Source organism: Agromyces selenitireducens (assembly GCF_052748465.2).
Genome location: NZ_CM188259.1, coordinates 3,216,863 through 3,241,266, shown reverse-complemented (window position 1 = coordinate 3,241,266; position 24,404 = coordinate 3,216,863). Strand labels below are relative to the sequence as shown.

Annotated in this window: 23 protein-coding genes; 16 read left to right on the top strand and 7 right to left on the bottom strand. The window is 71.1% G+C overall.

What is annotated here, in order from left to right:
- Positions 1-137: 137 nt before the first annotated feature.
- The 11 genes from ACULK4_RS15190 (at position 138) to ACULK4_RS15140 (ending at position 12,221) form a co-directional block, all read left to right on the top strand.
- Complete coding sequence (locus ACULK4_RS15190) at positions 138-872, top strand: PIG-L deacetylase family protein (RefSeq protein WP_445966420.1); 735 nt, start codon at positions 138-140, stop codon at positions 870-872.
- Positions 869-1,579, top strand: coding sequence for a 4-carboxy-4-hydroxy-2-oxoadipate aldolase/oxaloacetate decarboxylase (locus tag ACULK4_RS15185; protein ID WP_445966419.1), 711 nt, complete (start codon positions 869-871; stop codon positions 1,577-1,579). Before ACULK4_RS15190 ends, ACULK4_RS15185 begins: the two co-directional genes overlap by 4 nt.
- The gene (locus tag ACULK4_RS15180; RefSeq protein WP_445966418.1) at positions 1,566-2,645 is read left to right on the top strand and encodes a 4-oxalomesaconate tautomerase; all 1,080 of its coding nucleotides are present in this window, start codon (positions 1,566-1,568) and stop codon (positions 2,643-2,645) included. Before ACULK4_RS15185 ends, ACULK4_RS15180 begins: the two co-directional genes overlap by 14 nt.
- 69 nt (positions 2,646-2,714) lie before the next feature.
- A complete protein-coding gene (locus ACULK4_RS15175; protein ID WP_445966417.1) occupies positions 2,715-3,668 on the top strand; it encodes a VOC family protein in 954 nt (317 codons plus the stop codon).
- A gap of 24 nt (positions 3,669-3,692) precedes the next feature.
- Positions 3,693-5,261 (top strand): aldehyde dehydrogenase family protein, encoded by a 1,569-nt coding sequence (locus tag ACULK4_RS15170; RefSeq protein ID WP_445966416.1) that lies wholly within the window; start codon positions 3,693-3,695, stop codon positions 5,259-5,261.
- Positions 5,262-5,302: 41 nt separating this feature from the next.
- Positions 5,303-6,547: an MFS transporter gene (locus ACULK4_RS15165; RefSeq protein WP_445966415.1), complete on the top strand. Its 1,245-nt coding sequence runs from the start codon at positions 5,303-5,305 to the stop codon at positions 6,545-6,547.
- Between the two features lie 159 nt (positions 6,548-6,706).
- A complete protein-coding gene (locus tag ACULK4_RS15160; RefSeq protein ID WP_445966548.1) occupies positions 6,707-7,510 on the top strand; it encodes a methylenetetrahydrofolate reductase in 804 nt (267 codons plus the stop codon).
- A gap of 14 nt (positions 7,511-7,524) precedes the next feature.
- Complete coding sequence (gene purU, locus ACULK4_RS15155; RefSeq protein WP_445966414.1) at positions 7,525-8,397, top strand: formyltetrahydrofolate deformylase; 873 nt, start codon at positions 7,525-7,527, stop codon at positions 8,395-8,397.
- Between the two features lie 60 nt (positions 8,398-8,457).
- On the top strand, positions 8,458-9,876 hold the full coding sequence (gene ligM / locus ACULK4_RS15150) for a vanillate/3-O-methylgallate O-demethylase (protein ID WP_445966413.1): 1,419 nt from the start codon (positions 8,458-8,460) through the stop codon (positions 9,874-9,876).
- Between the two features lie 87 nt (positions 9,877-9,963).
- Complete coding sequence (locus ACULK4_RS15145; protein WP_445966412.1) at positions 9,964-10,587, top strand: PadR family transcriptional regulator; 624 nt, start codon at positions 9,964-9,966, stop codon at positions 10,585-10,587.
- Positions 10,588-10,790: 203 nt separating this feature from the next.
- Entirely contained in the window at positions 10,791-12,221 is a 1,431-nt protein-coding gene (locus ACULK4_RS15140; protein ID WP_445966411.1) for a hypothetical protein, read from the top strand.
- Between the two features lie 90 nt (positions 12,222-12,311).
- On the opposite strand, the gene ACULK4_RS15135 is transcribed toward ACULK4_RS15140, so the two are convergent.
- Genes ACULK4_RS15135 through ACULK4_RS15110 form a run of 6 tightly spaced genes read right to left on the bottom strand, consistent with a single transcriptional unit; the run spans position 12,312 to position 18,308 of the window.
- Positions 12,312-13,172, bottom strand: a complete 861-nt coding sequence (locus ACULK4_RS15135) for a PfkB family carbohydrate kinase (protein ID WP_445966410.1) — start codon at positions 13,170-13,172, stop codon at positions 12,312-12,314.
- Positions 13,173-13,185: 13 nt separating this feature from the next.
- Positions 13,186-14,199, bottom strand: coding sequence for an SIS domain-containing protein (locus ACULK4_RS15130; protein WP_445966409.1), 1,014 nt, complete (start codon positions 14,197-14,199; stop codon positions 13,186-13,188).
- A gap of 60 nt (positions 14,200-14,259) precedes the next feature.
- On the bottom strand, positions 14,260-15,108 hold the full coding sequence (locus ACULK4_RS15125; RefSeq protein WP_445966408.1) for a sugar phosphate isomerase/epimerase family protein: 849 nt from the start codon (positions 15,106-15,108) through the stop codon (positions 14,260-14,262).
- Positions 15,105-15,941, bottom strand: a complete 837-nt coding sequence (locus tag ACULK4_RS15120; protein ID WP_445966407.1) for a carbohydrate ABC transporter permease — start codon at positions 15,939-15,941, stop codon at positions 15,105-15,107. Before ACULK4_RS15120 ends, ACULK4_RS15125 begins: the two co-directional genes overlap by 4 nt.
- Entirely contained in the window at positions 15,935-16,909 is a 975-nt protein-coding gene (locus ACULK4_RS15115) for a carbohydrate ABC transporter permease (protein WP_445966406.1), read from the bottom strand. Before ACULK4_RS15115 ends, ACULK4_RS15120 begins: the two co-directional genes overlap by 7 nt.
- Complete coding sequence (locus ACULK4_RS15110; protein ID WP_445966405.1) at positions 16,887-18,308, bottom strand: ABC transporter substrate-binding protein; 1,422 nt, start codon at positions 18,306-18,308, stop codon at positions 16,887-16,889. The genes ACULK4_RS15115 and ACULK4_RS15110 overlap by 23 nt, the downstream gene beginning before the upstream one ends.
- A gap of 262 nt (positions 18,309-18,570) precedes the next feature.
- Between ACULK4_RS15110 and ACULK4_RS15105 the strand changes: the two genes are divergently transcribed.
- The 3 genes from ACULK4_RS15105 (at position 18,571) to ACULK4_RS15095 (ending at position 21,703) form a co-directional block, all read left to right on the top strand.
- A complete protein-coding gene (locus ACULK4_RS15105) occupies positions 18,571-19,587 on the top strand; it encodes an SIS domain-containing protein (RefSeq protein ID WP_445966404.1) in 1,017 nt (338 codons plus the stop codon).
- Between the two features lie 93 nt (positions 19,588-19,680).
- Positions 19,681-20,571 carry a PfkB family carbohydrate kinase gene (locus tag ACULK4_RS15100; RefSeq protein WP_445966403.1) on the top strand — a complete coding sequence of 297 codons (891 nt, stop codon included), beginning with the start codon at positions 19,681-19,683 and terminating at the stop codon, positions 20,569-20,571.
- 34 nt (positions 20,572-20,605) lie between these two features.
- The gene (locus ACULK4_RS15095) at positions 20,606-21,703 is read left to right on the top strand and encodes a LacI family DNA-binding transcriptional regulator (protein ID WP_445966402.1); all 1,098 of its coding nucleotides are present in this window, start codon (positions 20,606-20,608) and stop codon (positions 21,701-21,703) included.
- A 10-nt stretch (positions 21,704-21,713) separates the two neighbouring features.
- Here ACULK4_RS15095 and ACULK4_RS15090 read toward each other — a convergent pair whose 3' ends face one another.
- The gene (locus tag ACULK4_RS15090; protein WP_445966401.1) at positions 21,714-22,208 is read right to left on the bottom strand and encodes a hypothetical protein; all 495 of its coding nucleotides are present in this window, start codon (positions 22,206-22,208) and stop codon (positions 21,714-21,716) included.
- Between the two features lie 145 nt (positions 22,209-22,353).
- Between ACULK4_RS15090 and ACULK4_RS15085 the strand changes: the two genes are divergently transcribed.
- Positions 22,354-23,619 (top strand): sensor histidine kinase, encoded by a 1,266-nt coding sequence (locus ACULK4_RS15085; RefSeq protein ID WP_445966400.1) that lies wholly within the window; start codon positions 22,354-22,356, stop codon positions 23,617-23,619.
- Positions 23,616-24,245: a response regulator transcription factor gene (locus ACULK4_RS15080; RefSeq protein WP_445966399.1), complete on the top strand. Its 630-nt coding sequence runs from the start codon at positions 23,616-23,618 to the stop codon at positions 24,243-24,245. Before ACULK4_RS15085 ends, ACULK4_RS15080 begins: the two co-directional genes overlap by 4 nt.
- Positions 24,246-24,404: the final 159 nt, after the last annotated feature.

The following is a 24,404-nucleotide window of genomic DNA, read 5'->3' as shown; positions in this document are numbered from 1 at the left end:
GGTGTGGTGGTCGTCCACCGAGATTGGTGACAATAATGTATCCGAGACCTTGACCAGAATGCCAGACCATGCTTGTCTGGCACCGTCCGCGGGGGCGGATCGTCGAGGATGCGGAAACGGACCCGGGAGGACATCACATGGCCAGTGGGAACGGCACCATGCTCGTCGTGAGCGCACACGCGGGCGACTTCGTCTGGCGGGCCGGCGGGGCGATCGCCGCCGCCACCGCGCGCGGAGAGCGCGCGGTCGTCGTCTGCCTCTCGTACGGCGAACGCGGCGAATCGGCGAGCCAGTGGCTGGCCGGCAAGTCGCTCGACGAGATCAAGGCCATCCGCCGCGGCGAGGCCGAGGCCGCGGCATCCGCCCTCGGCGCCGAGATCGAGTTCCTCGACGCCGGCGACTACCCGCTCGTGGCGACCCGCGAGCTGCTCGACCAGCTCGTGCACGTCTACCGGCGCGTGCAGCCGGCCGTCGTGCTCACGCATCCGCTCGTCGACCCGTACAACGCCGACCATCCCGCGGCGGCCCGCCTCGCGCTCGAGGCCCGGATCCTCGCGCAGGCCATCGGCTACGAAGCCCCGGGCGAGGTGCTCGGCGCGCCGCCGGTGTTCTTCTTCGAGCCGCACCAGCCGGAGCAGTGCGACTTCAAGCCCGACGTCCTGCTCGACATCACGTCGGCCTTCCCGGCCAAGCAGGAGGCCATGCGGTGCCTGCCCGCCCAGAAGCACATGTGGGACTACTACAGCGACCTCGCCACCCGCCGCGGCGTGCAGGTCAAGCGCAACGCCGGCCCCAACCTCGGCCTGCCCGTCGACACGAAGGGCGAGGCCTACATGCGGTACTACCCGCAGGTGACGGACGTCCTCGCATGAAGCCCGTCGTCGTCACCGACATCGAACGAGCGGATGCCGCCGCCATCGAGGCCCTGGGCGCGCACGGCGTCGCCACGGTGCACGAGGCGATGGGCCGAAGCGGCCTCGTCGGCGCGTCCGTCCGCCCCATCCAGGAGGGCGTGCGGATCGCCGGCTCCGCGGTGACCGTGCTCTGCTGGCCGGGCGACAACCTCATGATCCACGCGGCCGTCGAGCAGTGCCGCGAGGGCGACGTGCTCGTCGTGACCACCGTGTCGCCGTCGCTCGACGGCTCCTTCGGCGAGCTCTTCGCGACCGCCCTGCAGCACCGAGGGGTGCGCGGGCTCGTGACCACGGGCGGGGTGCGGGATGTCGCCGACCTCCGCGCGATGGGGTTCCCGGTCTGGTCGGGCGCCGTCAACGCCCAGGGCACGGTCAAGGCGACCGCCGGCTCGGTCAACGTGCCGATCACCGTCGGCGGGACGGTCGTGCGCCCCGGCGACGTGATCGTCGCCGACGACGACGGCGTGCTCTGCATCCCGCGCGCCGACGCGGGGGCCGCGCTCGCCGCGTCCGACGCGCGCGTCGCGAGGGAGGCCGAGTCGCGCACGGCGTACCTCGCCGGCGAGCTGAGCCTCGACCGCAACCGGCTCCGCGGCGTGCTCGACGAGCTGGGCGTGCGGTACCTGACCGCTGCCGAATACGAGGCGGAGCATGGCCGGGAGTAGCGGCATCCGCTGCCTGCTCATGCGCGGGGGCACGTCGAAGGGCGCGTACTTCCTCGCGTCCGACCTGCCCGCCGACCCCGGCGAGCGCGACGACCTGCTGCTGCGGATCATGGGCACGCCCGACCCGCGGCAGATCGACGGCCTCGGCGGCGCCCACCCCCTGACCAGCAAGGTCGCCGTCGTCTCGCCGTCGGCCGACGACGCCGCCGACGTCGACTACCTCTTCCTCCAGCTCGGCGTCGACGAGGCGTTCGTGACCGACCGCCAGAACTGCGGCAACATCCTCGCCGGGGTCGGGCCGTTCGCGGTGGAGCGCGGCCTCGTCCGGGCCGGTGACGAACGCACCGACGTGCGCATCCGGATGGTCAACTCCGACAGCATCGCCACCGCGAGCTTCGCGACGCCCGGCGGGATCGTGGACTACGACGGCGACCTCCCGATCGACGGGGTGCCGGGCACCGCCGGAGCCATCCCGCTCGACTTCGAGGGCACCGCCGGCTCGTCGACGGGCGCGCTCTTCCCGACGGGGAACACGCGGGACCGGATCGCCGGCGTCGAGGTCACCTGCGTCGACAACGGCATGCCGAGCGTGCTCATACGGGCCGCCGACCTCGGTGTCGTCGGCGACGAGGCGCCGGCGGCGCTCGAGGCGGACGCCGAACTCGCCGCGCGGCTCGCGGAGATCCGCCTGGCCGCCGCCGAGGCGATGGGCATGGGGGACGTCTCGGGGGCCACCGTGCCGAAGCTCGTCCTCCTCTCGCCGCCGACGTCCGGCGGCGTCGTGAGCACCCGGAGCTTCCTCCCGGTGCGCGCCCACACGTCGATCGGCGTGCTCGGCGCGCTCACGGTCGGCGCCGGCGCACTCGCTCCCGGATCCGTCGCCGACGGCGTCGCAGTGCTCCCCGAGCCCGGCACGCCCTTCCGCATCGAGCACCCGACCGGGTACTTCGACGTCGACGTCGCGCTGACCGAGACCGACCACGGGTGGGATGTCGCACGCTCGAGCGCGCTCCGCACGGCCCGCAAGATCTTCGACGGCACCGTCTTCCCGAGGCCCCGGCGCTAGCCGGCCGGGCGTCCGCAACCCCCTGCGTCAGCACCATCCGGAACCTACAATGGAGAGAGGAACCCGCGCATGACCGAGTACACCTCGTTCGACGTCGCGCACCTCGGCAACGTCGAGCTGCTCACGCCCACCTTCGAGAAGAGCCTCTGGTTCTTCCGCGATCTGCTCGCCATGCGCGTCGTCGCCGAAGAGGGCGACTCGGTCTACCTCCGGACGTGGGACGAGTACCAGCTCTACACGATCAAGCTCACGGCATCGGATGACGCCGGCGTCGGGCGCACGACCTTCCGCACGACGAGCCAGGAGGCGCTCGAGCGCCGCGTCGCAGCCATCGACGAGATGGGCCTCGGCGAGGGCTGGGTCGACGGCGAGGTCGGCACCGGCCCGACCTACATGTTCCGCGACCCCGACGGACACGAGATGGGCATCTACTACGAGACCGAGCGGTACGTCGCCACCGACGACAAGCCGGCGCTGAAGAACCAGGCGTCCGCGTTCCCGGGCCGCGGCGTGAACGCGCGGCGGCTCGACCACATCAACTACCTCGCGAAGGACGTCGTCGCCAACGGCGAGTTCGTCGCCAAGGCGCTCCGCGGCCGCGAGAGCGAGCGGATCGCCCTCGACGCGGGCGGGTTCGCGGCCTGGTGGTTCCACTTCAACAACAAGTCGTACGACATCGTCTACTCCGACGACTGGCTGAAGCACGGCAACCGCCTGCACCACGTCGCCTTCGCGCCCGACACCCGCGAGGACATCCTGAAGGCCGCCGACATCTTCCTCGAGAACGGGATCCACATCGAGTCGGGGCCGCACAAGCACGCCATCAACCAGACCTTCTTCCTCTACGTGTGGGAGCCCGGCGGCAACCGCATCGAGTTCGCCAACGCCGGCGCCCGCCTGCTGCTCGACCCCGACTCGCCCGTCGTGGAGTGGACGCAGGAGGAGCGCAAGAAGGGCCAGGCCTGGGGCATGAAGACCATCGAGACGTTCCACACCCACGGAACGCCCGTCGTCAAGGAATGACAACAGAGAGAGGTGGGGAGACGCATGACCGACATGGAGAACGCCGTGGTGAGCACGGATGCCGCATCCGGCAGTGCATCCGACACGAAGACGGAGACCCGGGGCGGGACGTCCGCCGCGGTCAGGACCGGCCTGTACATCGGCGGTGAGGAGCGCTTCACCGACGAGGTGCTGACGATCGCGGACCCGGGCAAGCCGGGCGAGGTCGCGGGCGAGGCGGCGTCGGCATCCGAAGCGGATGTCGCGGACGCGATCGCCGCGGCCAAGGAGGCCTTCCCGGCGTGGGCGGCGCTGAGCCCGCAGGAACGCGCGGCGAAGATGGCCGAGGCAATCGCCGGCATCGCGGACGACCGCGATGAGGACGCGGCGGTCCTGTCGCGGGAGAACGGCAAGATCCGGATGGAGTCCTGGATCGACGCGCTCGTGTTCGAGCTCCGCTGGAACCTCGCGCTGATGCTCGCCGACGAGGTGGACCAGGACAAGACGCTCCCGGTGGTGCCCGGGGCGATCCCGGTCACGACGGAGGTGTCGTACCAGCCGCTCGGGCCGGTGACCGTGATCGTGCCGTTCAACTGGCCGATCGCGATCCTCGGTGCGTCGTTGCCGCACGCGCTGCTCGCGGGCAACACCGCGATCGTGAAGCCGCCGCCCTCGGCGCCGCTCGCGACGACCCGCGTCGTCCAGCGGGTCGCCGAGAAGCTGCCGCCCGGCGTGCTGAACGTCGTGACCGGGCCGGACGCCAACATGTCGGCGCTGATCAGCAGCCCCGACGTCGCGAAGGTGTGCTTCACGGGCTCGGTGAACGGCGGCAAGCGGATCATGGAGATGGCGTCGAAGTCGCTGACGCGCGTGACGCTCGAGCTCGGCGGCAACGACGCGGCGGTCTTCCTCGAGGACGCCATCGTCGACGACGCGCACCTCGACCGGCTGTTCGCGGCGATCTACGACACGACGGGCCAGATCTGCATGAACGCCAAGCGCGTGTACGTGCACCGGTCCCGCCTCGGCGAGGTCGTCGAGGGTCTCTCCTCGCGACTCGAGCAGACCCGGATCGGGTACGGACTCGACGAGGGCACCACGATGGGGCCGCTGCACCAGTCGGCGCAGAAGGCGTTCGTCGAGGAGATCATCCAGGAGGCCAAGGACGCCGGCGCCGAGGTCCGCGAGTTCGGCGAACTGCCGGGCGACGCCGAGCTGCAGGGCGGCAACTTCCTGCGTCCGGCGATCGTCGTCGACCCCGACCCCTCGCTCCGCGTCGTGACGCAGGAGCAGTTCGGGCCGGTCATCCCGATCATCCCCTTCGACACCGAGGAGGAGGCGGTGCGCCTCGCGAACGACACGTGGAGCGGCCTCTGCGGATCGGTGTGGACCGCGGATCCGGATGCCGCGAACCGAGTCGGCTCGCAGCTGGTGTGCGGGTACGTCTGGGTCAACGACCACGGCGCGACCCGCCTCGACCTGCGGGCTCCGTTCGGCGGGATGCGGCAGTCGGGCTTCGGCCGCGAGCAGGGCATCGAGGGCGTGCGCGCCTTCCAGGACACCCGCTCGATCGCCACGATCGACCCCGAGGCCCTGGCGAGCATGGCGCACTAGGGACCATCATCGACACTCGCGCCCGAGGCACGGAGGCGCGGATGCCGGCACCCTCGACGGTGCGGCATCCGCGCCTCCTCCTCACGGTCGCGGTCCTCCTCATCGCGGCGAACCTGCGCGCGTCGATCGCGGGCGTCGGGCCGCTCCTGCCGCAGATCGCCGACGACCTCGGCACGACCGAGGCGGCCCTCGGCCTGCTCGCGTCGATCCCGCTGATCGCGTTCGCCGTGGTGTCGCCGTTGGCGCACATCGTGAGCACGCGGCTCGGGATGTCGCAGACCGTGCTCTGGTCGCTCGTCGCCCTTGCGATCGGCACGGTGTGGCGGTCGCTTCCGGGCTCGACCGTGAACCTGTGGCTCGGGACCGTGCTGATCGGAGCGTCCCTCGCGATCGGCAACGTACTGCTCCCCGCGGTCATCAAGCGCGACTTCAGCGATCGCCTCGCGGGCATGACCTCGCTCTTCACGGCGTTCCTCGCCGGCACGGGCGCCGTGGCATCCGGCGTGGTCGTGCCCATCTCGCACGTCGTCGTGGACGGCAGCGAGATCGGGTGGCGCTGGGCGCTCGTGTGCTCGGGTTCGCTCGTCACGATCGCGATCGCCGCCTGGGGCGCGCACCTGCTCACCCGGCGCGGAGCCGAGGACCGACGTCGCGAGCGAGCCGCCCGCGCGGCCGGCCCCGCCGAGCCGCCCGCCCGCCGGGCGGGCATGTGGGGCGACGCGGTCGCGTGGCTGGTGCTCGCCTACATGGGCTTCCAGGCGATGTACTTCTACATGCTGGTCACCTGGCTGGCGCCGCTCGCCGTCACGCTGGGGCGCTCGGAGGTCGTCGCCGGCATCGACGTCATGCTGCTGCAGCTGTGCTCGCTCGTCGGCACGCTCGCCGTGCCGCTGCTGCTGCGCGGGCGGCGCCTCGCCCGATGGACGCCCGCCCTCATCCCCGTGGTCGCCGTCGCCGGGGTCGTCGGCCTCATCACGGTGCCCTCCCTCTTCGTCGGATGGGTCGTCGTGTGCGGACTCGCCAGTGGCGCATCGCTCTCGATGGCGTTCAACCTGTTCGGGCTCCGGGCGCGCACGCCCGCGGCCGCCGGGCGGCTCTCGGGCATGGCGCAGTCGGGCGGCTACGCGATCGCGGCGGCCGGCCCGATCGCGTTCGGCGGTCTGCTGACCCTGACGGGGGGATGGCTCGCGCCGCTGCTGCTCGTCGTGCTCACGCTCGTCGCGCAGCTGGTCGTCGGCGTGTTCGTCGGGCGCGAGCGGTTCGCCGAGCACGCGCCCGCAGCCTGAGCGCCGATGTCGATTCCCTATCGACATTCCCTATCAACGTAGGTAAACTAGACGTGCGCAACGCGGCGCAGCCCGAAAGGACCACGATCAGTGACCAGAACCACCGCAGAGCCCAATCGCGCGGCAGCGCTCAAGCTGGTGAAGGGCTTCTCCATCGAGATGACCGGCAAGGACGTCGAGGCCCTCCACGACGCGAAGGACCTCATTCCCGCCGGAACCAAGATCAACGTCACCTACCTCCACAACGAGGACCTGGAGATGCGCGTGGCCGCGGCCAAGGCGGTGCGTGAGCTCGGCTTCGTGCCCGTCCCGCACATCTCCGCGCGCCGCCTGCAGTCGCAGGCGCAGCTCGAGGAGTTCCTCGACCGACTCCAGCAGGTCGGCGCGACCGAGCACGTCTTCGCCGTCGGCGGCGACCCGGCCGAGCCCGAGGGGCCCTACGAGGACTCGCTCGCCCTGATCCGCAGCGGCGTGCTCCAGAAGTACGGCGCGCGAGAGATCAGCATCGCCGGCTACCCCGAGGGCCACCCCGACATCTCCGACGACGTGCTCTGGCGGGCGCTCGAGGGCAAGTACGCCGCGCTCCGCGAGCAGGGGCTCGACGCCGTCGTCCTCACCCAGTTCGCCTTCGACACCGACGCGGTCACGACCTGGATCGACGCGGTCCGCGGCCGGGGCGTCGACTTCCCGATCCGCATCGGCACGCCCGGACCCGCGGGCGTCAAGAGGCTGCTCGGCTTCGCCCGTCGGTTCGGCGTCGGCTCGAACGCGATGATCGTGCGCAAGTACGGCTTCTCGCTGACCAACCTCATGGGCACCGCCGGTCCCGATCGATTCGTGAACGACCTCGCCGGCCGGCTCGTGGACGACCCGGCGGCGGGCGACGTCGGCCTGCACTTCTACGCCTTCGGCGGCCTCCGGGCGACGTCCGAGTGGGTGCGCGACTTCGTCTCGGAGCGGTGAGGGGGCGAACCGGGATGACGATGCACATCGAGCCGCTGCGCGACCAGGCCTGCCTGATCGTGAACGGCCCCGACCAGCCGGGCATCGTCGCGGCGGTCGCCTCGCTGATCACCCGCAACAAGGGCAACATCATCAGCCTCGACCAGTACTCCGACGACCCGAGCGGCGGCAACTTCTTCCAGCGCGTGGTGTTCCGCCGCGACGACTTCCACGTGGCGATGCCCGACATCGAGGCCGACCTCGAGAAGACGTTGAAGCCGTTCGGCATGGAGTGGACGCTCACCGACCAGTCGGTGCCGAAGCGGATGGCGATCCTGGTGTCGACCTCCGACCACTGCCTCCTCGAACTCCTGTGGCGGCATCGTCGCGGCGAGCTGTCCGTGACCATCCCGATGGTGATCTCGAACCACACCAACACCGCGGATGACGTCCGCTCGTTCGGCATCCCGTTCTTCCACGTGCCGTCGCAGGGTCCCGACAAGTCGGCGGCCGAGGCCGAGATCCTGAAGCTGCTCGAGGGCAACGTCGACTTCGTCGTGCTCGCGCGGTACATGCAGATCCTCTCGGGCGACTTCCTCCAGAAGGTCGGCGTCCCGCTCATCAACATCCACCACTCGTTCCTCCCGGCCTTCATCGGGGCGGCCCCGTACAAGAAGGCCAAGGAGCGCGGCGTGAAGGTGATCGGCGCGACGGCCCACTACGTGACGCAGGACCTCGACGAGGGCCCGATCATCGAGCAGGACGTCGCCCGCGTGACGCACGCGCAGACCGCGGCCGACCTCGCCGCGCGCGGCAAGTTCGTGGAGCGCGCCGTGCTGTCGCGTGCCGTGGAGTGGCACGCCAACGACCGTGTCATCCGTCACGGCAACCAGACCATCGTCTTCTGACCCCTACCTGAACACCGCTGCGAGCCCCGGCTCGCGGCACGAGAGAACAAGAGGTTCATCGTGGCACCCAAGAATCTGCAGGACGTCCTCGACGCGTCGGGAGGCGCCGTCGAGCTGCTCCGCAACTCGCAGATCGGCTCGTACATCTATCCGGTCGTGCCGGCCGACTTCTCGAACTGGATCAAGGAGCAGAAGGCCTGGCGCGAGACCGCCGTGCTCTACGACCAGTCGCATCACATGGACAACCTCTTCCTGAAGGGGTCCGATGCGATCAAGCTCATCGAGGCCACCGCGATCAACTCGGTCGCGACGTTCCCCGTGAACAAGGCCAAGCAGTACGTGCCCACGACGGCGTCGGGCCACGTGATCGGCGACGGCATCCTCTTCCACGAGGCGGAGGACGAGTACGTCTACGTCGGCCGCGCGCCCGCGGCGAACTGGCTGCTCTACCACGGTGAGACCGGCGGGTACTCCAACCTCGACATCACCGTCGACCGCCGCTCGCCGTCGCGTCCCTACGGCGACCCGGTCACGCGCCAGTACTACCGGTTCCAGATCCAGGGACCGAACGCGTGGCAGGTCATCGAGAAGCTCAACGGCGGCCCGCTCGAGCAGCTCAAGTTCTTCAACATGTCGACCATGACCATCGACGGCACCGAGGTCCGCACGCTGCGCCACGGCATGGCCGGCGCACCCGGGCTCGAGATCTGGGGCCCGTACGCCGACCACCACCGCATCCGCGACGCCATCGTCGAGGCCGGCGCCGAGTTCGGGCTCCTGCCCGTCGGGTCGCGCGCCTACCCGTCGAACACGCTCGAGTCGGGCTGGATCCCGTCGCCGCTCCCGGCGATCTACACGGGCGAGGAGGAGCGCGGCTACCGCGAGTGGCTTCCCGCCGACGGCTACGAGGCGACCGGCACGCTCGCCGGCTCGTTCGTGTCGGAGAACATCGAGGACTACTACCTCACCCCGTGGGAGCTCGGCTACGGCTCGTTCGTGAAGTTCGACCACGACTTCATCGGCCGCGACGCGCTCGAGAAGGTCGACCAGTCGACGCAGCGCAAGAAGGTCACCCTCGCGTGGAACGCGGAGGACCTCGGCAAGGTGTGGACGTCGCTCCTGGACGTCGACGGGCCGAACTACAAGTTCTTCGACCTGCCGCTGGCCAACTACGGCTCGGCCAACTACGACTCGGTCGTCGACGCCGACGGCACCGTCGTCGGGTACTCGATGTTCACCGGGTACAGCTCCAACGAGCGCCGCGGACTGTCGCTCGCGACGGTCGATGCGAACGTCCCCGAGGGCACCGAGCTCAAGGTGGTCTGGGGCGAGCCGAACGGCGGCAGCAAGAAGGCCGCCGTGGAGCCGCACGAGCAGACCGAGGTCCGCGCCGTGGTCAGCCCCGTGCCGTACTCGACCGTCGCCCGCGCCACCTACCACGGCGGTTGGCGCACCAACTACCAGGACCAGCCCGCCTGAGATCGGTAGCCTGAACGAGCGGAGGCCGGGGCTTCAGTCCCGGCCTCCTCCCGTCCACGGTCCACCCCGCACGCCGAGGAGTCCCGCATGAGCCTGCGTTACGCCCTGCTGGCGCTGCTGCGCGTGGGGCCGCTGTCGGGATACGACCTGCAGAAGCAGTTCTCGGTGTCGGTCGGGCACGTGTGGCACGCCCCCGACTCGCAGATCTACCCCGAGCTGCGCAAGATGGAGGCCGCGGGGCTCATCGAGGGTGAGGAGCAGGTGCGCGGCGCGCGCGGCACCCGCCGGGTGTACCACGTGACGGATGCCGGGGAGCGGGCCTTCGTCGAGTGGATGTCGACCCCGCTCGACTACTCGCGCGTGCGCGATCCGGCGCACCTGAAGGCCGCATACCTCGAGACGACGACGACGCAGGCGGCGCGCGAGTTCCTCCGCGCGCACATCGCCGAGTGGGAGGGCGAGCTCGAGCAGTGGGAGGGCGAGCTGCAGCGCATCGACGCCGTCACGAATCCGATGCTCATCCGCCGCCTCGCGGCCACGCCGCAGGGGGAGCACGCCCGCACGATCGCGTTCAAGCGGTTCGCCTACGAGGGTCTCGTCGAGCGCGCTCGCGGTGAGATCGCGTGGGCGCGCCGAGGGCTGGAGCTCGTCGACGACCTCGAGGCGTCGGGCGGGATGGTCGAGGGGCAGGGGCCGGGCACGCTGGCCTGAACCCGCCGGGGGGCCGGGCCGCCTCCCCGAGTGCGTCGGGCCGGGTCGGCGCGGCGCGCCGCGATGGGGGTGTGGTCGATGGCGGAGCGCGCCGTACCATCGGAGGGTGCGAGGGGCCCCCTCCCGCCGCATCCCCATCCGTATCAGACGACCGTCCACCCCGGCCCGCCGCCATGGCGGACCGGCAGCCCCCTGGAGTTCGGTTGAGCACCTCCATCGACGACGAGCCCGAGTCCGGGTACGGCGCGCCCGCGGCCGGGTCGGGCGAGCGCGACGACCGTGACGCGCCGGGCGGGCTGCCGGGCGAGCCGGGCGAGACGGACGGGCACGTCGAGCGGGCCGATCAGGGTGGGCATGTCGATCGGGGCGAGCACGTTGATCGGGGCGAGCACGTCGATCGGGGCGAGTCTGCGCAGGCGGGGGCGCACGCGCAGCCCGTGAAGGTCGTGCCGATCGAGGCGCCGCGGCATCCGCTCGCCGATCGTCGCCGCTACTTCCTGAGCAGCCTCGAGCCGGGCGGCGAGTTCGACGCCGTCATCGTGGCGGTGACGGATGGCACGAGGCGGCGGTACTTCACGACGCGCGACGGGGCCAGGCTCGACGAGATCGACGTGGAGTCGTTCGACCGGCGGAGCGAGGGCGGAGGCCGATCGCTGCTCGAGCTCGACGAACGGGAACTCGGCGTGCTGGAGGCCGAGCTGCGATTCGTCCGCCCGGTTCGCGGCCGCGACCCGGTCGCGGAGGCGGGCGCCGACGCGGTCGGCAAGGCGGGCGTCGACACGGGTGCCGACGAGGGCGCCGAATCGCAGTCCGAGACCGATGACGAGAGGGAACCCGGGGTGGAGCAGATGGCGACGGATGCCGGAGCAGGGGAGTCCGCGGAGACGCGGACGGAGACCGACGAGGTGGACCCGATCACCGAGGAGTTCGAGGCGATCGTCGTGGAGGCGCGCAGGTCGACCTTCGTGCAGGCGGACGTCGCGGCATCCGCCCCCGACCCGGTGCCGGCTGCCGAGCCGGCGCACGCTGCCGAGCCGGCGCCTGATCCCGGACCTGCGGCCGCTCCCGAGCCGGCGCGCCGTGCCGAGCAGGTACCCGCTCCCGAGAAGGCCCCCGCTCAAGCGCAGGCGCCCGCGCCCGAGCCGGCGCGCGGGGACGCTGCGCCGCCCGCGCCATCCGATCGCATGACCGGGCGCGACGGCCTCGAGCAGGTCGCGCTCGCGAAAGGGATCGCGTTCATCGCGCATCGCGGCCAGCTCGATCGGACCGGTGCGCCGTACATCGATCACCCGGGCCGCATCGCCGAGCGGTTCGATGCGGCGACCGAGCCGGTCGAGGCCGCGGCCGCGTGGCTCCACGACGTGCTCGAGGACACCGCGATCACCGCCGACGAGCTCTTCGAGGCCGGCGTCCTCCCCGAGGTCATCGACGTCGTGCGGCTGCTGACGCGCACCCCGGATGTCGCGGCCGGCGAGTACTACGCCCGCATCCGGGCCCACGCGGTCGCCCGTCGCGTGAAGCTCGCCGACATCGACGACAACACGGCGCGCTGGCGCCTGCGCCGCCTGGACTACGACACGCAGCTGCGCCTCGTCGAGAAGTACCGCGTGGCGCGCCGCGCGCTCGGCACCTGACCGCGCGTCGCGCTCACCGCGCCGGGACGCGCTCCCGACGCCAGGTCGCGTTCCGGCGGAGAGACGATCGCCGGGGCGACACGCCCGTGGTCAGGCTCTCGTGCGATGAGCGGCAGCCGATCGAGCGCCGGCCCCTGCGCCGGGCCAGCCCCCGAGATGCCGGCATGCCGCGGCCGCCCACCGGGCACCGCGTTCGAGTGCCGGCGCGGCGGCGAGGCCATCGATGCAGGCGCCGATGTAGCCCGCGATGAACGCATCGCCCGCTCCCGTGGTATCGACGACGCGGGTGGGCAGCGCGGGCTGCTCGAGCCGGTCGACGCCGTCCGTGGCGACGGCCCCGCGCGCCCCGCGCGTGACGACGGCGGAGGCGGCCCCGGCCGCGAGCGCGGCGTCCGCCCACGCGTGCGCGTCGCCCTCCTCGCCGACCGAGCCGAAGGCGACATCCAGGTCGGTGAAGCCCGAGGCGACCGCGCAGTCCTGGCTCACCACGGGGCCCCGACCACGCGAGGTCCGGCGCCACCGCAGCTGTGCGCGCAGTTCGCCGGCGCGCGGCAGCATCCCGATGTGCACCCAGCGGGCGGCCGCGAGCCGCTCGATCTGCGTCTCGCTCGGGAAGTAGTCGGCGGTGACGCCGAACTCCTCGCGCTCGAACACGCGGTCGCCGGAGTCGACGCGGATGGTGGTGACCGCGGTCGACCCCGGCAGCGTCACGAGGCCGGCGGGGTCCACACCGGCGCGGTGCAGGCCCCGGGCGATCGTGCGGGCATCCGCATCCGCGCCCACCGCGCCGAAGTACGCGACAGTGCCGCCGCGTGACGCGAGCTGCGCGGCCACGTTGTAGGCGTTCCCTCCCGCGTACCGGGCGGACTCGTCGCCGACGTACCGGTCGATCGTGTTGTCGCCGACCGTCGCCACGACGAGACCGCCCGAGCCACCGCGAACACGCGTCATGCGAGCGGCCCCCTCAGTACTGCAGCTGGCGGTAGTAGCGGCGCGTGGTGAGCGGGTGGTCGCGCAGCACCTCGAGGTGGGCGCTGACCCGTTCGAGGGCGGTCGCGAGCAGTGCGGGCGCGAGGAGCGCCCGAACCTCGGGGGTGAACCCGAGCAGCTCGAAGTCGGCCGTGTCGATGACGGTGAGGGTGTCGGTGATCCGCGGTACGAACGCCTCGACCCGCTCGACGAGTGCCCGGCCGGCGTCCTCGCCCTTCAGCGCGATGACGCTCACGCCCGGCTCGAGCAGTTCGAGCGTGCCGTGGAAGAAGTCCGAGGCGTGCACGGGGCGCGTCCGGATCCACTGCATCTCCTCGAGGATGCACATGCCGTAGTAGAACGCCTCGGGCCAGCTCGCCCCCGCGCCCGTGATCACGTGGTAGTCCGATCCGGCGATCACGCGGGCGAGCTCCGCCGCGCGCGGCTCGAACGACCGCTTCACGCCGAGGAGCGCGTCGGGCAGGGTGGCGAGCTGGTCGAGCACGGCGTCGGAGTCGTCGAACTCGCCGCGGGCGCGCATGATCGACAGCGCGATGAGCAGCGACTGCACCGTGAAGGTCTCGCTCGACGTGTCGTCGGCGGCGAACGTCGTGAGGTTGTGGTCGGCGCGCTCGGCGAGCGGCGTGCCGGCGTGACCGGTGAGGGTCAGCACGGTCGCGCCGCGCTCCTGCGCGTACTCGAGCACGCGGATGCTCTCCGCGGTCGTTCCCGAGAGCGACGGGATCACGACGATCGAGCCCGGCCCGAGGTGCACCGATCCGGTCTCGACGAGCTCGGCCGGCATCTCGTGGAAGGTCGGGAACGTCGAGCGGGTCTGCAGCAGCCGGACCGCGGGCTGCATGAGGATGCCCGCGCCGCCCGATCCGAGGAAGAAGAGGTTCGTCGCGCCCGCCGCGAGGCGCTCGCCGATGAACGTGTCGATGGGTCCGGCGAGCGCGACGGCCCCGGCCTGGATGCCGAGGAAGCGCGCCTCGTCGAAGTTCAGCATGGTGGTCCTTTCGTTCGATGGTGGTGCAGGTCGTCGGGGCGCAGGGCGCGCCCGCGGGTCTCAGGCGGCGGAGGCCGCGAGTTCGCGCTCGACGGCGGCGAAGCAGCGCTCGAGCGCGTCGCGCGGGTCGAAGGCGTAGCAGCCGTCGCCGAACAGCTCGAAGGTGAGGCATCCGTCGTAGCCGTGTCGGCCGAGCGCCTCGAGGTACTCGCCGAGCGGGAGCTCTCCGTCGCCCCACGCGAGATGGCCGTTCGGGCGGCCGTCGATGAGGTGCACGTGACGGATGCGTCCGCCGAGGGCGGCGAAGTACCCGTCGACGGTCTCGCCCGCCGTCGCCATGGCGACGGTGTCGAGCGCCGCGCCGAGGTTGGGTGCGGCGATGTCGTCGAGCATCCGGGCGAGCGCGGCGGAGTCGTTCACGAGGTTGGACTCGACGCGCTGCAGCGGCTCGAGGACGCAGTCGACGCCGAGCCGGGCGGCGTGCTCGGCGATCTCGCCGATCGCATCGACCGAACGGCGCCACGCGGCATCCGTCGGCTCGTCTTCGAACCCGCGACCCGGGGTCAGGAACAGCAGCGGCGCCTCGAGCTCGACGCACAGCTCGGCCGCCCGCCGGAACGTCGCGATGCTCGACTCCCGCAGCCACGGCACGGGCGAGGCGACATTGACGGGATAGATCACCTGCTCGGGCGTGAGGCAGTGCACGGCGAGCCCGCGCTCGGCGATCCGGCGACGGATGCCGCGGGCCTCGCCGTCGGTGAGCTGCGGGATGTGCAGCTGCGGCGCGATGCCCCACAGCTCGACGCGCCCGCGGCCGAGCTCGACCATGTCGTCGAGGAACCGGTCGAACGGCAGGTGCTGGTACGAGAAGTTCGACCCGGTGATCTGGTCGAGACGGATGCCGCTCACTTGCCGATCCCGTCGGCGAGGCCCTTGATGAAGTAGCGCTGGCAGGCGAAGAACAGCACGACCACGGGCAGCGCGGCGATGACCATTCCGGCGAACACGACGGGGTAGTCGGTGCCGTGCTTGCTCATGAGGCTCGTGAGACCCACGGGGAGCGTCTGCATGTCGGTTCCGCTCGTGAACACCATCGCGAACAGGTACTCGTTCCAGGCGAACAGGATGTGCAGGATCACGACCGAGATGATGATCGGCCGGCACATCGGCAGGATGACGCGCCAGAACGCGGTCCACCGGCTCGCGCCGTCGACCTCGGCCGCCTCGTCGACCTCGCGGGGCAGGTCGATCATGTAGGCGCGGATGAGGAAGGTCGTGAACGGGATGCGGAACGCGGTGTAGAGGATGAGCAGTGCCCAGAACGTGTTGTAGAGGCCCATCGACTGGAACATCTTCACGAGCGGCACGAGCGCCACGGTCGGGGCGAGCATGAGCCCGCCCAGGATGACGGTGGCCCACGTTCGCGAGAACGGGATGTCGACGCGGGTCAGGCCGTACGCCGCCCACGCGCTGATGAACACCGTCGCGATCGTCGAGGTGATCGTGACGAGGATGCTCGTCGTGAGGTAGTTGCTGACGCCCCGGTTCCACGCGGCGGCGTAGTTGTCCCAGCCCCACTGCAGCGGGAGCGCGAACGGGTCGCCGAAGAGCTCGGCGTTGGACTTGAAGCCGTTGAGCACCATCCACGTGAGCGGGTAGACGACCACCACCACGAGGCAGAGGAGGAAGGTCCAGACGAAGACACGGCCGATGATGCCGGCGAACGAGAGACGGGTCACCATTCCACCCTTCTGCGACGGTTGATCCAGAGCTGCACGAGCGCGATGCCGAGCGTGACGACGAAGATGACGGTCGCGATGGCCGCGGCGTACCCGAAGTCGTTGCGTACGAACCCGTTGCGGTAGAGCCACGTGCCGAGCACCTGCGTGGAGTTGTTGGGCCCGCCGGAGGTCATGACCATGACCTCGTTGAAGACCTGGAACGCACCGGAGATCGTGACGATGATCATGAGGCCGGTCATCTCCCGCACGAGGGGGAGCGTGATGGTGAAGAAGCGGCGGACGGGGCCGATGCCGTCGATCGACGCGGCCTCGTAGAGCTCCGACGGGATGCGCTGGATCGCGACCGCGAACAGCAGCGTCGAGTATCCGAAGCCCTGCCACTGGCTCATCGCGATGACGGCGACCATGGCGGTGCTCTCCTGCCCCAGCCACGGCTGGGCCCACGCGGCGAGTCCGACCTGTTCGAGCACGTGGTTGAGCAGCCCGAGGTTCGGCTCGTAGATGAAGTAGAAGAGGAGGCCCGCGACCGTGAGCGAGATCGCCGACGGCACGAAGTAGATCGCACGCAGGCTCCGGCGCCAGCGATCGCTGCGGATGCCCTCGATGATCGCGGCGAGCACGATCGCGCCGAACACCTGGAAGGCGAGTGAGATCACCGCGTAGAGCATGTTGTTGCCGAGCGACGACCAGAAGATCGGGTCGCCGGCGAGCTTCGCGTAGTTGTCGGCGCCGATGAACTCCTGGCTGCCGCTGTAGATGTCCCACTCCATCGTCGAGAACCCGAGGTTCTGCACGAGCGGGAGGTAGACGAAGACGGCGAGGACGACGAGCGCGGGCAGGATCCAGGCCAGGCCCGCGAGGCGACGGATGCCGTGGCGCGGCGGACGGGCGCGGCGACCCGGCGGGGTGCCGGCGGCCTGGGCCACCGGCACCGCGCCGACGCGCTCACTGGGCTGCGTCAGAAGCATTCCGCACGCTCTCGAGGATCTGCTCGGGCGTCGAGCCGCCGCTGATGAGGGCCTCGCCGCCGGCGAGCCACGCGTCGGCGACCTCGGGCACGGTCACGGTGTCGAGCCAGATGACGAGGTCGGAGGCCTCGTTCACCTTCGTGATGCCGTCGTAGACCGCGACGCTCGAGGTGTCGGGCGTGACGGCGCCGACGACCGTGCTCGGCTGGCCGTACGGCGGCGACGAGAGGGTGGTCGCGTTCTCGAGCGTGGTGGCGAACTTCATGAAGTCCACGGCGAGTGCCGCGCGGGGCGACCTGGCGTTGATGAGGTAGCCCTCGGGCGATCCCTCGATCGCCTCGGGGTCGCCCGCGGCGCCCTCCGGCACGGGCAGCGCGAAGATGCCGAACTCCTCGGGCGTCAGGGCGTTGCCCTCGGCGGTGACCGTGTCGAACTCGAGGATCTCCTGGTAGTACATGGCGGCGCGACCGCCGGCGAGTGCCTCCTGCGCGGTCGTGTAGAGCACGCCGTTCGTGCCGGTGCCGGTGTCGGTGCACTCGTCGACGAGCGTCTTGAACTGCTCGAGCGAGTCGAGGTAGCCCGGGTCGTCGAGCGTCGCGGTGGCGGGAGAGAAGTCGTCCTGCAGGACGTCGCTCGGCACGTTGTACGCGAACAGCTGCTGCAGGTAGTGCAGGGCCGGCCAGCCGTCCTTGTTGCCGAACGCGATGGGCTCGTAGCCGGCGGCGCGGATGGGGGCGCAGCTGTCGATGAGCTCCTCGAACGTCGTGGGCACCTCGACGCCGACCTCCTCGAAGATCGCCGTGTTGTAGCCCATGAACTTGCCGTTGTTGTAGAGCGGGATGCCGTAGTACTTCCCGTCGACCTCGAAGGCGCTGAGGGAGGCCTCACCGAAGGTGTCGCCCCATTCGGTGCCGGGGGCGATGACCTCGCTGAGGTCGGCGGCCAGCCCGCCGTCGATGAAGTTCTGCGCCCAGTTGCCGGTCCACGTGAAGTAGATGTCGGGCAGTGCGCCCGAGGCCGTCAGGGTCTTCGTCTTGTCCTTGACGCTCTGGTCGGTCTCCTGGATGAGCTCGATCGTCACGTCGGGGTGGAGCTCCTCGTACGCCGCCGCGAGGTCCTCGAAGTACGGTCCGAGCGGGTCGCCGCCGAACTTCGTGAGGATGCTCAGCGTGCCGGAGTACTCGGGCTCTGCGGTGATGTCGGCGGCCGGGGCGGCGCTGCCGCCGGCGCACCGGCCATCGTGAGGGCGGATGCCGCGGCGAGTGCGGCGAGTGCGGTGATTCTCGGTGCGTGCATGGTCTTCCTTTTGACTCGGGGGTGAAGGTCGGACCGGACCGGAGGTGGACGCTCCGGCGACCCGCCGTTGGATCGGTGTGACGCGTACTGCTTGGTGGGGCATGACGTTACACGGAAACTGATACCGGTACCAGAACTTTCTCGATCGAATCGAGATCGACATCGCGGCCGGAAGGCCGTCGAGGTCGCCCCTGCACCGGATGGAACGCCAAGAAAGCCAGATCAAGCCAATATTACGCGTGAAAACCGTTGCCGCGGCCAAGCCAGGATGTTGACGATGCCGATGCCGTGTGCCAGCATGATGCCGACCTGATACCGGTACCAGATCACGCCGACCTGCCGGTTCCGCTTCGAAAGGACCACCAATGCTCGAGACCACGATGCTCGGCTTCGACGAGACGACCTTCCGCGCCCAGACGGCCAGCGCCGTCGCGCTCCGTCCGCAGATCGAGGAGGTCGTCGACCGCCTCCGATCCGAGGGCTTCGCCAACCTGTTCCTCATCGGCGCGGGCGGCACCTACGCCGCGATGTGGCCGTACGAGCACCTCGCGCGCCGCAGCTCGACGCTGCCCGTGCGCGCGGTCATCGCCGCGGAGCTGCTCGAGTCGGGCGACGCCACGCTCGGCAGCGACTCGGTCGCGATCTTCACGTCCGTGTCGGGCACCACCGACGACAGCCTCCGCGCGATCGAGTACTGCAAGGAGCGGGGCGTCACGACCGTCGGCTTCACCGGGTACCCCGAGTCGCCGATCGCGGAGGCCGTCGACATCGCGCTGGTGTCGCAGCCGAAGACGTGGCCGTTCGACATGCAGATGCTGCTGTTCATGACGCGGCTGCTCTCGGAGCGCGGCGAGTTCGAGGGCTACGAGCGGTTCGCCGACGAGCTGCAGGGCCTGCCCGACATCCTGGTGAAGGTCGCCGAGCAGGCCGAGCCCGCGGCATCCGCCTTCGCCGAGGCGCACGGCGACAACGACTACCACTTCCTCGTCGGCGGCGGGAACCTGTGGGGCTTCACCTACCTCTACTCGATGTGCATCCTCGAGGAGATGCAGTGGCTGCGCACCACGCGCGTCCACAGCGCCGAGTTCTTCCACGGCTCGCTCGAGCTGCTCGAGGAGGACACGAGCGTCATCGTCTTCCAGGGCGAGGACGAGACGCGCGCGCTGACCGACCGCGTCGAGCGGTTCGCGAAGCGGATCTCCAAGGACGTCACCGTGTTCGACACGAAGGACTACTCCCTCGAGGGCATCAGCCCGGAGTTCCGCGGCCTGCTCGCCCCGCTCGTGCTCGACACGGTCATGGGGCGCGTGTCGAAGCACCTCGAGCGCGTGCGCGAGCACTCCCTCGACCTGCGCCGCTACTACCGCGTGCTCGACTACTGAGCCGAACCGACGGATGCCCCGTGGCCGCCGCCGGCGGTGCGGGCCATCCGTCGACCCGACCACCGACGACCCCATCGACTTCAGGAGGCGCCCATGCGCGTACTCGGCTTCGGCGACAACATCGTGGATCGCTTCCTCGATCGCGGCCTCGACTATCCCGGCGGCAACTGCGTCAACGTCGCGGTGTTCGCCCATCGGCTCGGCGCCGACGCCGGCTACCTCGGCGTCTTCGGCGACGACGCGGCCGGTGAGCTGCTGCGCGACGCGGTCGCCGCCGAGGGGGTCGACGTCTCGCGCAGCGTCGTGCGCGCGGGCGAGAGCGGGGTCTCGACGCTGCGCGTCGAGGACGGCGAGCGCACGTTCCTCGGCTGGAACGGCGGCGGCGTCACGGTGCGATCGCCGCTCGAGCTCGACGACGACCTGCTCGCGTACGCGGCGGGTTTCGACCTCGTGCACTCGAGCGTGTACTCGCGCAGCGAGCCGCAGCTGCCGAAGCTCGCGGGCACCGGCGCGCTCGTCTCGTTCGACCTGTCGAGCGAGGACGAGTTCCGCGCACCCGCCTACCTCGCACGCGTCGCACCGTACGCCGATCTCGTGCTGCTGTCGTGCTCGCACCTCGACGGGCGCGCGACCGAGGCGCTGCTCGCCGAGGCGATCGGCCACGGGGCATCCGTCGCCCTCGCGACCCGCGGAACCGACGGGGCCATCGTGACCGACGGCACCGTCACCGTGGCGGCGCCGGCCCGCCTGGTCGAGGATCCGGCGACGATCGTCGACACGATGGGTTGCGGCGATGCGTTCCTCGCCGGCTTCGCGGTGTCGCTGCTGGGTTCCGGGTGGAGCCGGGCCTCGCCGCCGTCGCGCGAGCAGCTCGCCGTCGCCCTCGACGCGGGTGCCGGCGCCGCGTACGACCAGTGCTTCGTCGAGGGCGCGTTCGGCCGTGCCCGACCGTCGGGCGAGGCCGTCGCCGCTAGCATGTGGTGAGTCGAGGCGTACGGTGAAGGGTCGGCACGGCGGTATGGCGACTGAGCGCGAGCGGGCGGCCTCGAGCCCTCCCACCATCTCCGAGGTCGCGGCGACCGCGGGGGTGGGTCGCGCGACGGCGGCACGAACCCTCGGCGGCTACGGCTACGTGAGCCCCGAGCTGCGCGAACGCGTGCTCGCGGCCGCGGAGCAGCTCGGCTACCGCGCGAACGCGCTGGCCCGCAGCATGTCGACGGGCATCACGCACACGCTCGGCGTGATCGTCGCCGACATCGGCAACCCGTTCTTCGCCGGAGTCGTTCGCGGCATCTCCGACACCTCGCGCGAACGTGGTTTCGACACGATCGTGCTGAGCACGCATGAGTCGCTCACGGAGGAGATCGCGGCCATGAACGTGCTCATCGACAAGCGCGTCGACGGCGTGATCGTCGCCTCGGCGGCGGTCGAGCGAGCGGATGTCGCGCACCTGACGGCCGCGATCGAGCACGGGATCCCCGTGGTGCTCGTCGACCGCGAGGTGTCGCACCTCGACCTCGACGCGGTCGTGATCGACAACCGTGAGGCCGCACGCGAGGCGGTGGACTCGCTGATCCGCGCGGGTCACACCCGCATCGGATTCGTGTGGGGCCCGTCGACCGACACCCGTCCGACGACGCGCCGCGAGCTGCTCGCCGCGGCGTCGAAGAACCTGTGGACGGATGCCGAGCGCCTGCGCGGATACCTCGACGCACTCGACGACGCCGGCATCCCCTTCGACCCCGACCTGGTGATGGTCGGCGACAAGACCGAGGCGCGTGCGACCGACGAGGTCTCGCGCATGCTCGCGCTGCCCGATCGGGCGACCGCGGTGTTCTGCACGGAGACCGACGCGATGACCGGCTCGCTGCGCGCGGTGCGCGCCGCGGGGCTCGCCTACCCGGCGGACGTCTCGCTCATCGGCTTCGACGACAGCTCGTGGGCGGCGGTCATGGACCCGCCGCTGACGATGATCGAGCAGCCCATGCACGAGCTCGGCGAGACGGCGGCGGCGACGTTGCTTTCGCTCATCGACGGCAAGTCGACGCCCCGCTCCCGGCACACGCTCGAGACGAAGCTCATCTCGCGAGCGTCGGTCGCGGGGCCGCCCGCCTGAGCCCGCCCGCTCACCCGAGGAATCGCACCCCGAGCGACGCGAGCACGCCGAACGTGACGCCCCACAGGATGATCGAGATCACCTGCCAGAGGATCACCGCGTTGCGGGACGCCCCGAACCCGACCATGGCGGCCGACGTGATCTGGCTGGGCAGGATCGTCTGGCCGAGCAGGCTCACGCCGGGCACGCCGTACCGGTCGAACTGGGCCCGCAGCCGCCGGCGGCGCGGCGACTCCTCGGCGACGGGGTCCTCGCCGGCGCTCGTTGCCCGGGCGGCGCCGACCCGCGAGCGCACCCCGTGCGCGCTCAGCACGACGACCACCATCGAGACGACGTTGCCGACGATCGCGGCGACGATCGCGAGGACCGGGTCGAGGCCGGCGAGCACGCCGATCACCGATCCGAAGTACGACTCGACGAACGGGATGGCCGACGCGAGCATCACCCCGAACCACTGGAGGAACGGGGGCAGTGAGGCGGTGAAGTCCTGAAGCGCGTCGATCATGGTGCGGCCTTTCGAGTTCGGGGTCGGGCGGGTGCTTCGATCCTTTCGACGCGCGCCGTCGCGGCCCAGTGCCGCAGCGTCACGTCTCGGCGGGCGTTCGCGCACCGCCGACCGTGACAAATGTCACTGCCCTACGCTCGGGGGCATGGCTGCAGCACGCGACTCCGCCCGCGGCGTCCACGCCACCTGGCTGTACACCCTCGGCTCGATCGTCTTCGTTCTGATCGTGCTCGACGCGTTCCTGGTCCTGGGCCTCGCGGAGCGGGCCGCGGACGGCGCCGACCCGCTCACCGCGGCCCTCGCCGTGGCGGTGCTTGCCGCGGTGGCGACGCAGTTGCGGTACTGCTGGTTCCTCCGCGCCGGTCGCGGCGGCGGCCTGCCCGCGACCGGGTGGACGATCGCGCTGGTCGCCCCCGCGGCGATCGCATGGCTGCTCGGCCTGGTCGCACCCGGCGGGGCGCTCCTCGGGGCGTTGCCGCTGTGGATGGCGATCTGCGTCGTCGCCCCGCTCCTGGCGAAGGGCCCGCAGTGGGCGCTGCTCGCGGTCGGTGCGGTGCTCCTCGTGTGCCATCCGCTGCTCGCCGGTGCGGTGTTCGGGCAGCCGGTCGACCTCATTCGCCCGCCGGGCGCCGGCCTGCTCGTGTTCTATTCGGCGACGCTGCCGTTCATGATCCTCACGAGCCTGTGGTGGTGGCAGATCGTGGTCGAGCTCGACCGGCACCGGCGCACTGCGGCGGAGCTCGCGGTCACCCAGGAGCGGCTGCGGTTCGCGTCGGACCTGCACGACATCCAGGGGCACCACCTGCAGGTGATCTCACTGAAGTCCGAGCTGGCCGAGCGGCTGTTGGCGATCGACCCGGATGCGGCGCGCGAGCACCTGCACGAGGTGCGCCTGATCGCGAAGCAGGCGCTCGAGGAGACCCGCCGCCTCGTGGCCGGCTACCGCGAGGTCGCGCTCGACGACGAGCTCGAGAACGCCCGCGAGGTGCTCGCCGCCGCGGGTGCCCGCTGCGACCTGCAGGTGGGCGAGCTGCCGACGGATGCCGCGACGCGGAGCGTGCTCGCGTCGGTGGTGCGCGAGGCGACGACGAACATCCTGCGGCACAGCGAGGCGGCCCACGTGCGGATCGCGCTCGCGACCTCCGCCGACGTGGTCACGCTCGAGATCGTGAACGACGGCGTGACCGACCCGACGGATGCTGCGGGGCCGACGGATGCCGCGGGCGCGACGGATGCCGCGGGGCGCGTGCCCGGCAGCGGCCTCGCCGGGTTGCGCGACCGGCTCGCCGCGGTCGGCGGCCGGCTCGAGGCGGAGCTCGTGCCGCCGGGGGACCGGTTCGAGTTGCGGGCGTGGGTGCCGGTGCCGGTGCGGGCGCCGGGTTCGGCGGCGCCGGCAGGGGTGAACGGATGACGGCCGTCGAGGCGCGGGGCGGCGGCATCCGTCTGCTGATCGCCGATGACGAGCACCTGATTCGCGGGGCGCTCGTGGCGTTGCTCGGCCTGGAGCCGGACATCGAGGTGGTCGCGAGCGTCGACAACGGCGTGTCCGCGATCGAGCAGGCGGCGGCGACGCGGCCGGACGTGTGCCTGCTCGACCTCGAGATGCCCGAGGTGGACGGGATCGAGGCGGCGTCGCGGATCCTCGCGAGCGTGCCGACGCGGGTCGTGATCGTGACCCGGCATGCGCGGCCGGGCGTGCTGCGGCGGGCGCTCGCCGCCCGCGTGTCGGGGTTCGTGCCGAAGTCGACGCCGGCTCAGGAGCTCGCGCACGTGATCCGCGACGTCGCCGCCGGCCGCCGCTACATCGACCCGGAGATCGCCGCGACGGCGCTGACCGCCGAGCGCAGCCCGCTCACCGACCGCGAGCTCGACGCGCTGCGCTTCAGCCGCTCGACGATGAGCGTGCAGCAGATCGCCGAACGCCTGCACCTCGCGCCTGGTACCGTGCGCAACTACCTCTCGTCGGCGATGACGAAGCTGGACGCGACCTCGCGCCACGACGCCGCCGAGAAGGCGTGGCAGCAGGGGTGGATCTGAGGGTCCGGGGCGGGCCTGGTGACCGCGGTGCTCTGCCTCGGGCTGGGCGCCGCGCGGGAGGCCGTGCGCGGCCGGCGCCGGCGCCGCGCTGCCGCGGTGGCCTCGCGCCGTCCCGAGCCGCCGTCCCGGCGTCGGACGCTGCTCGTCGCGGGTGCTTTC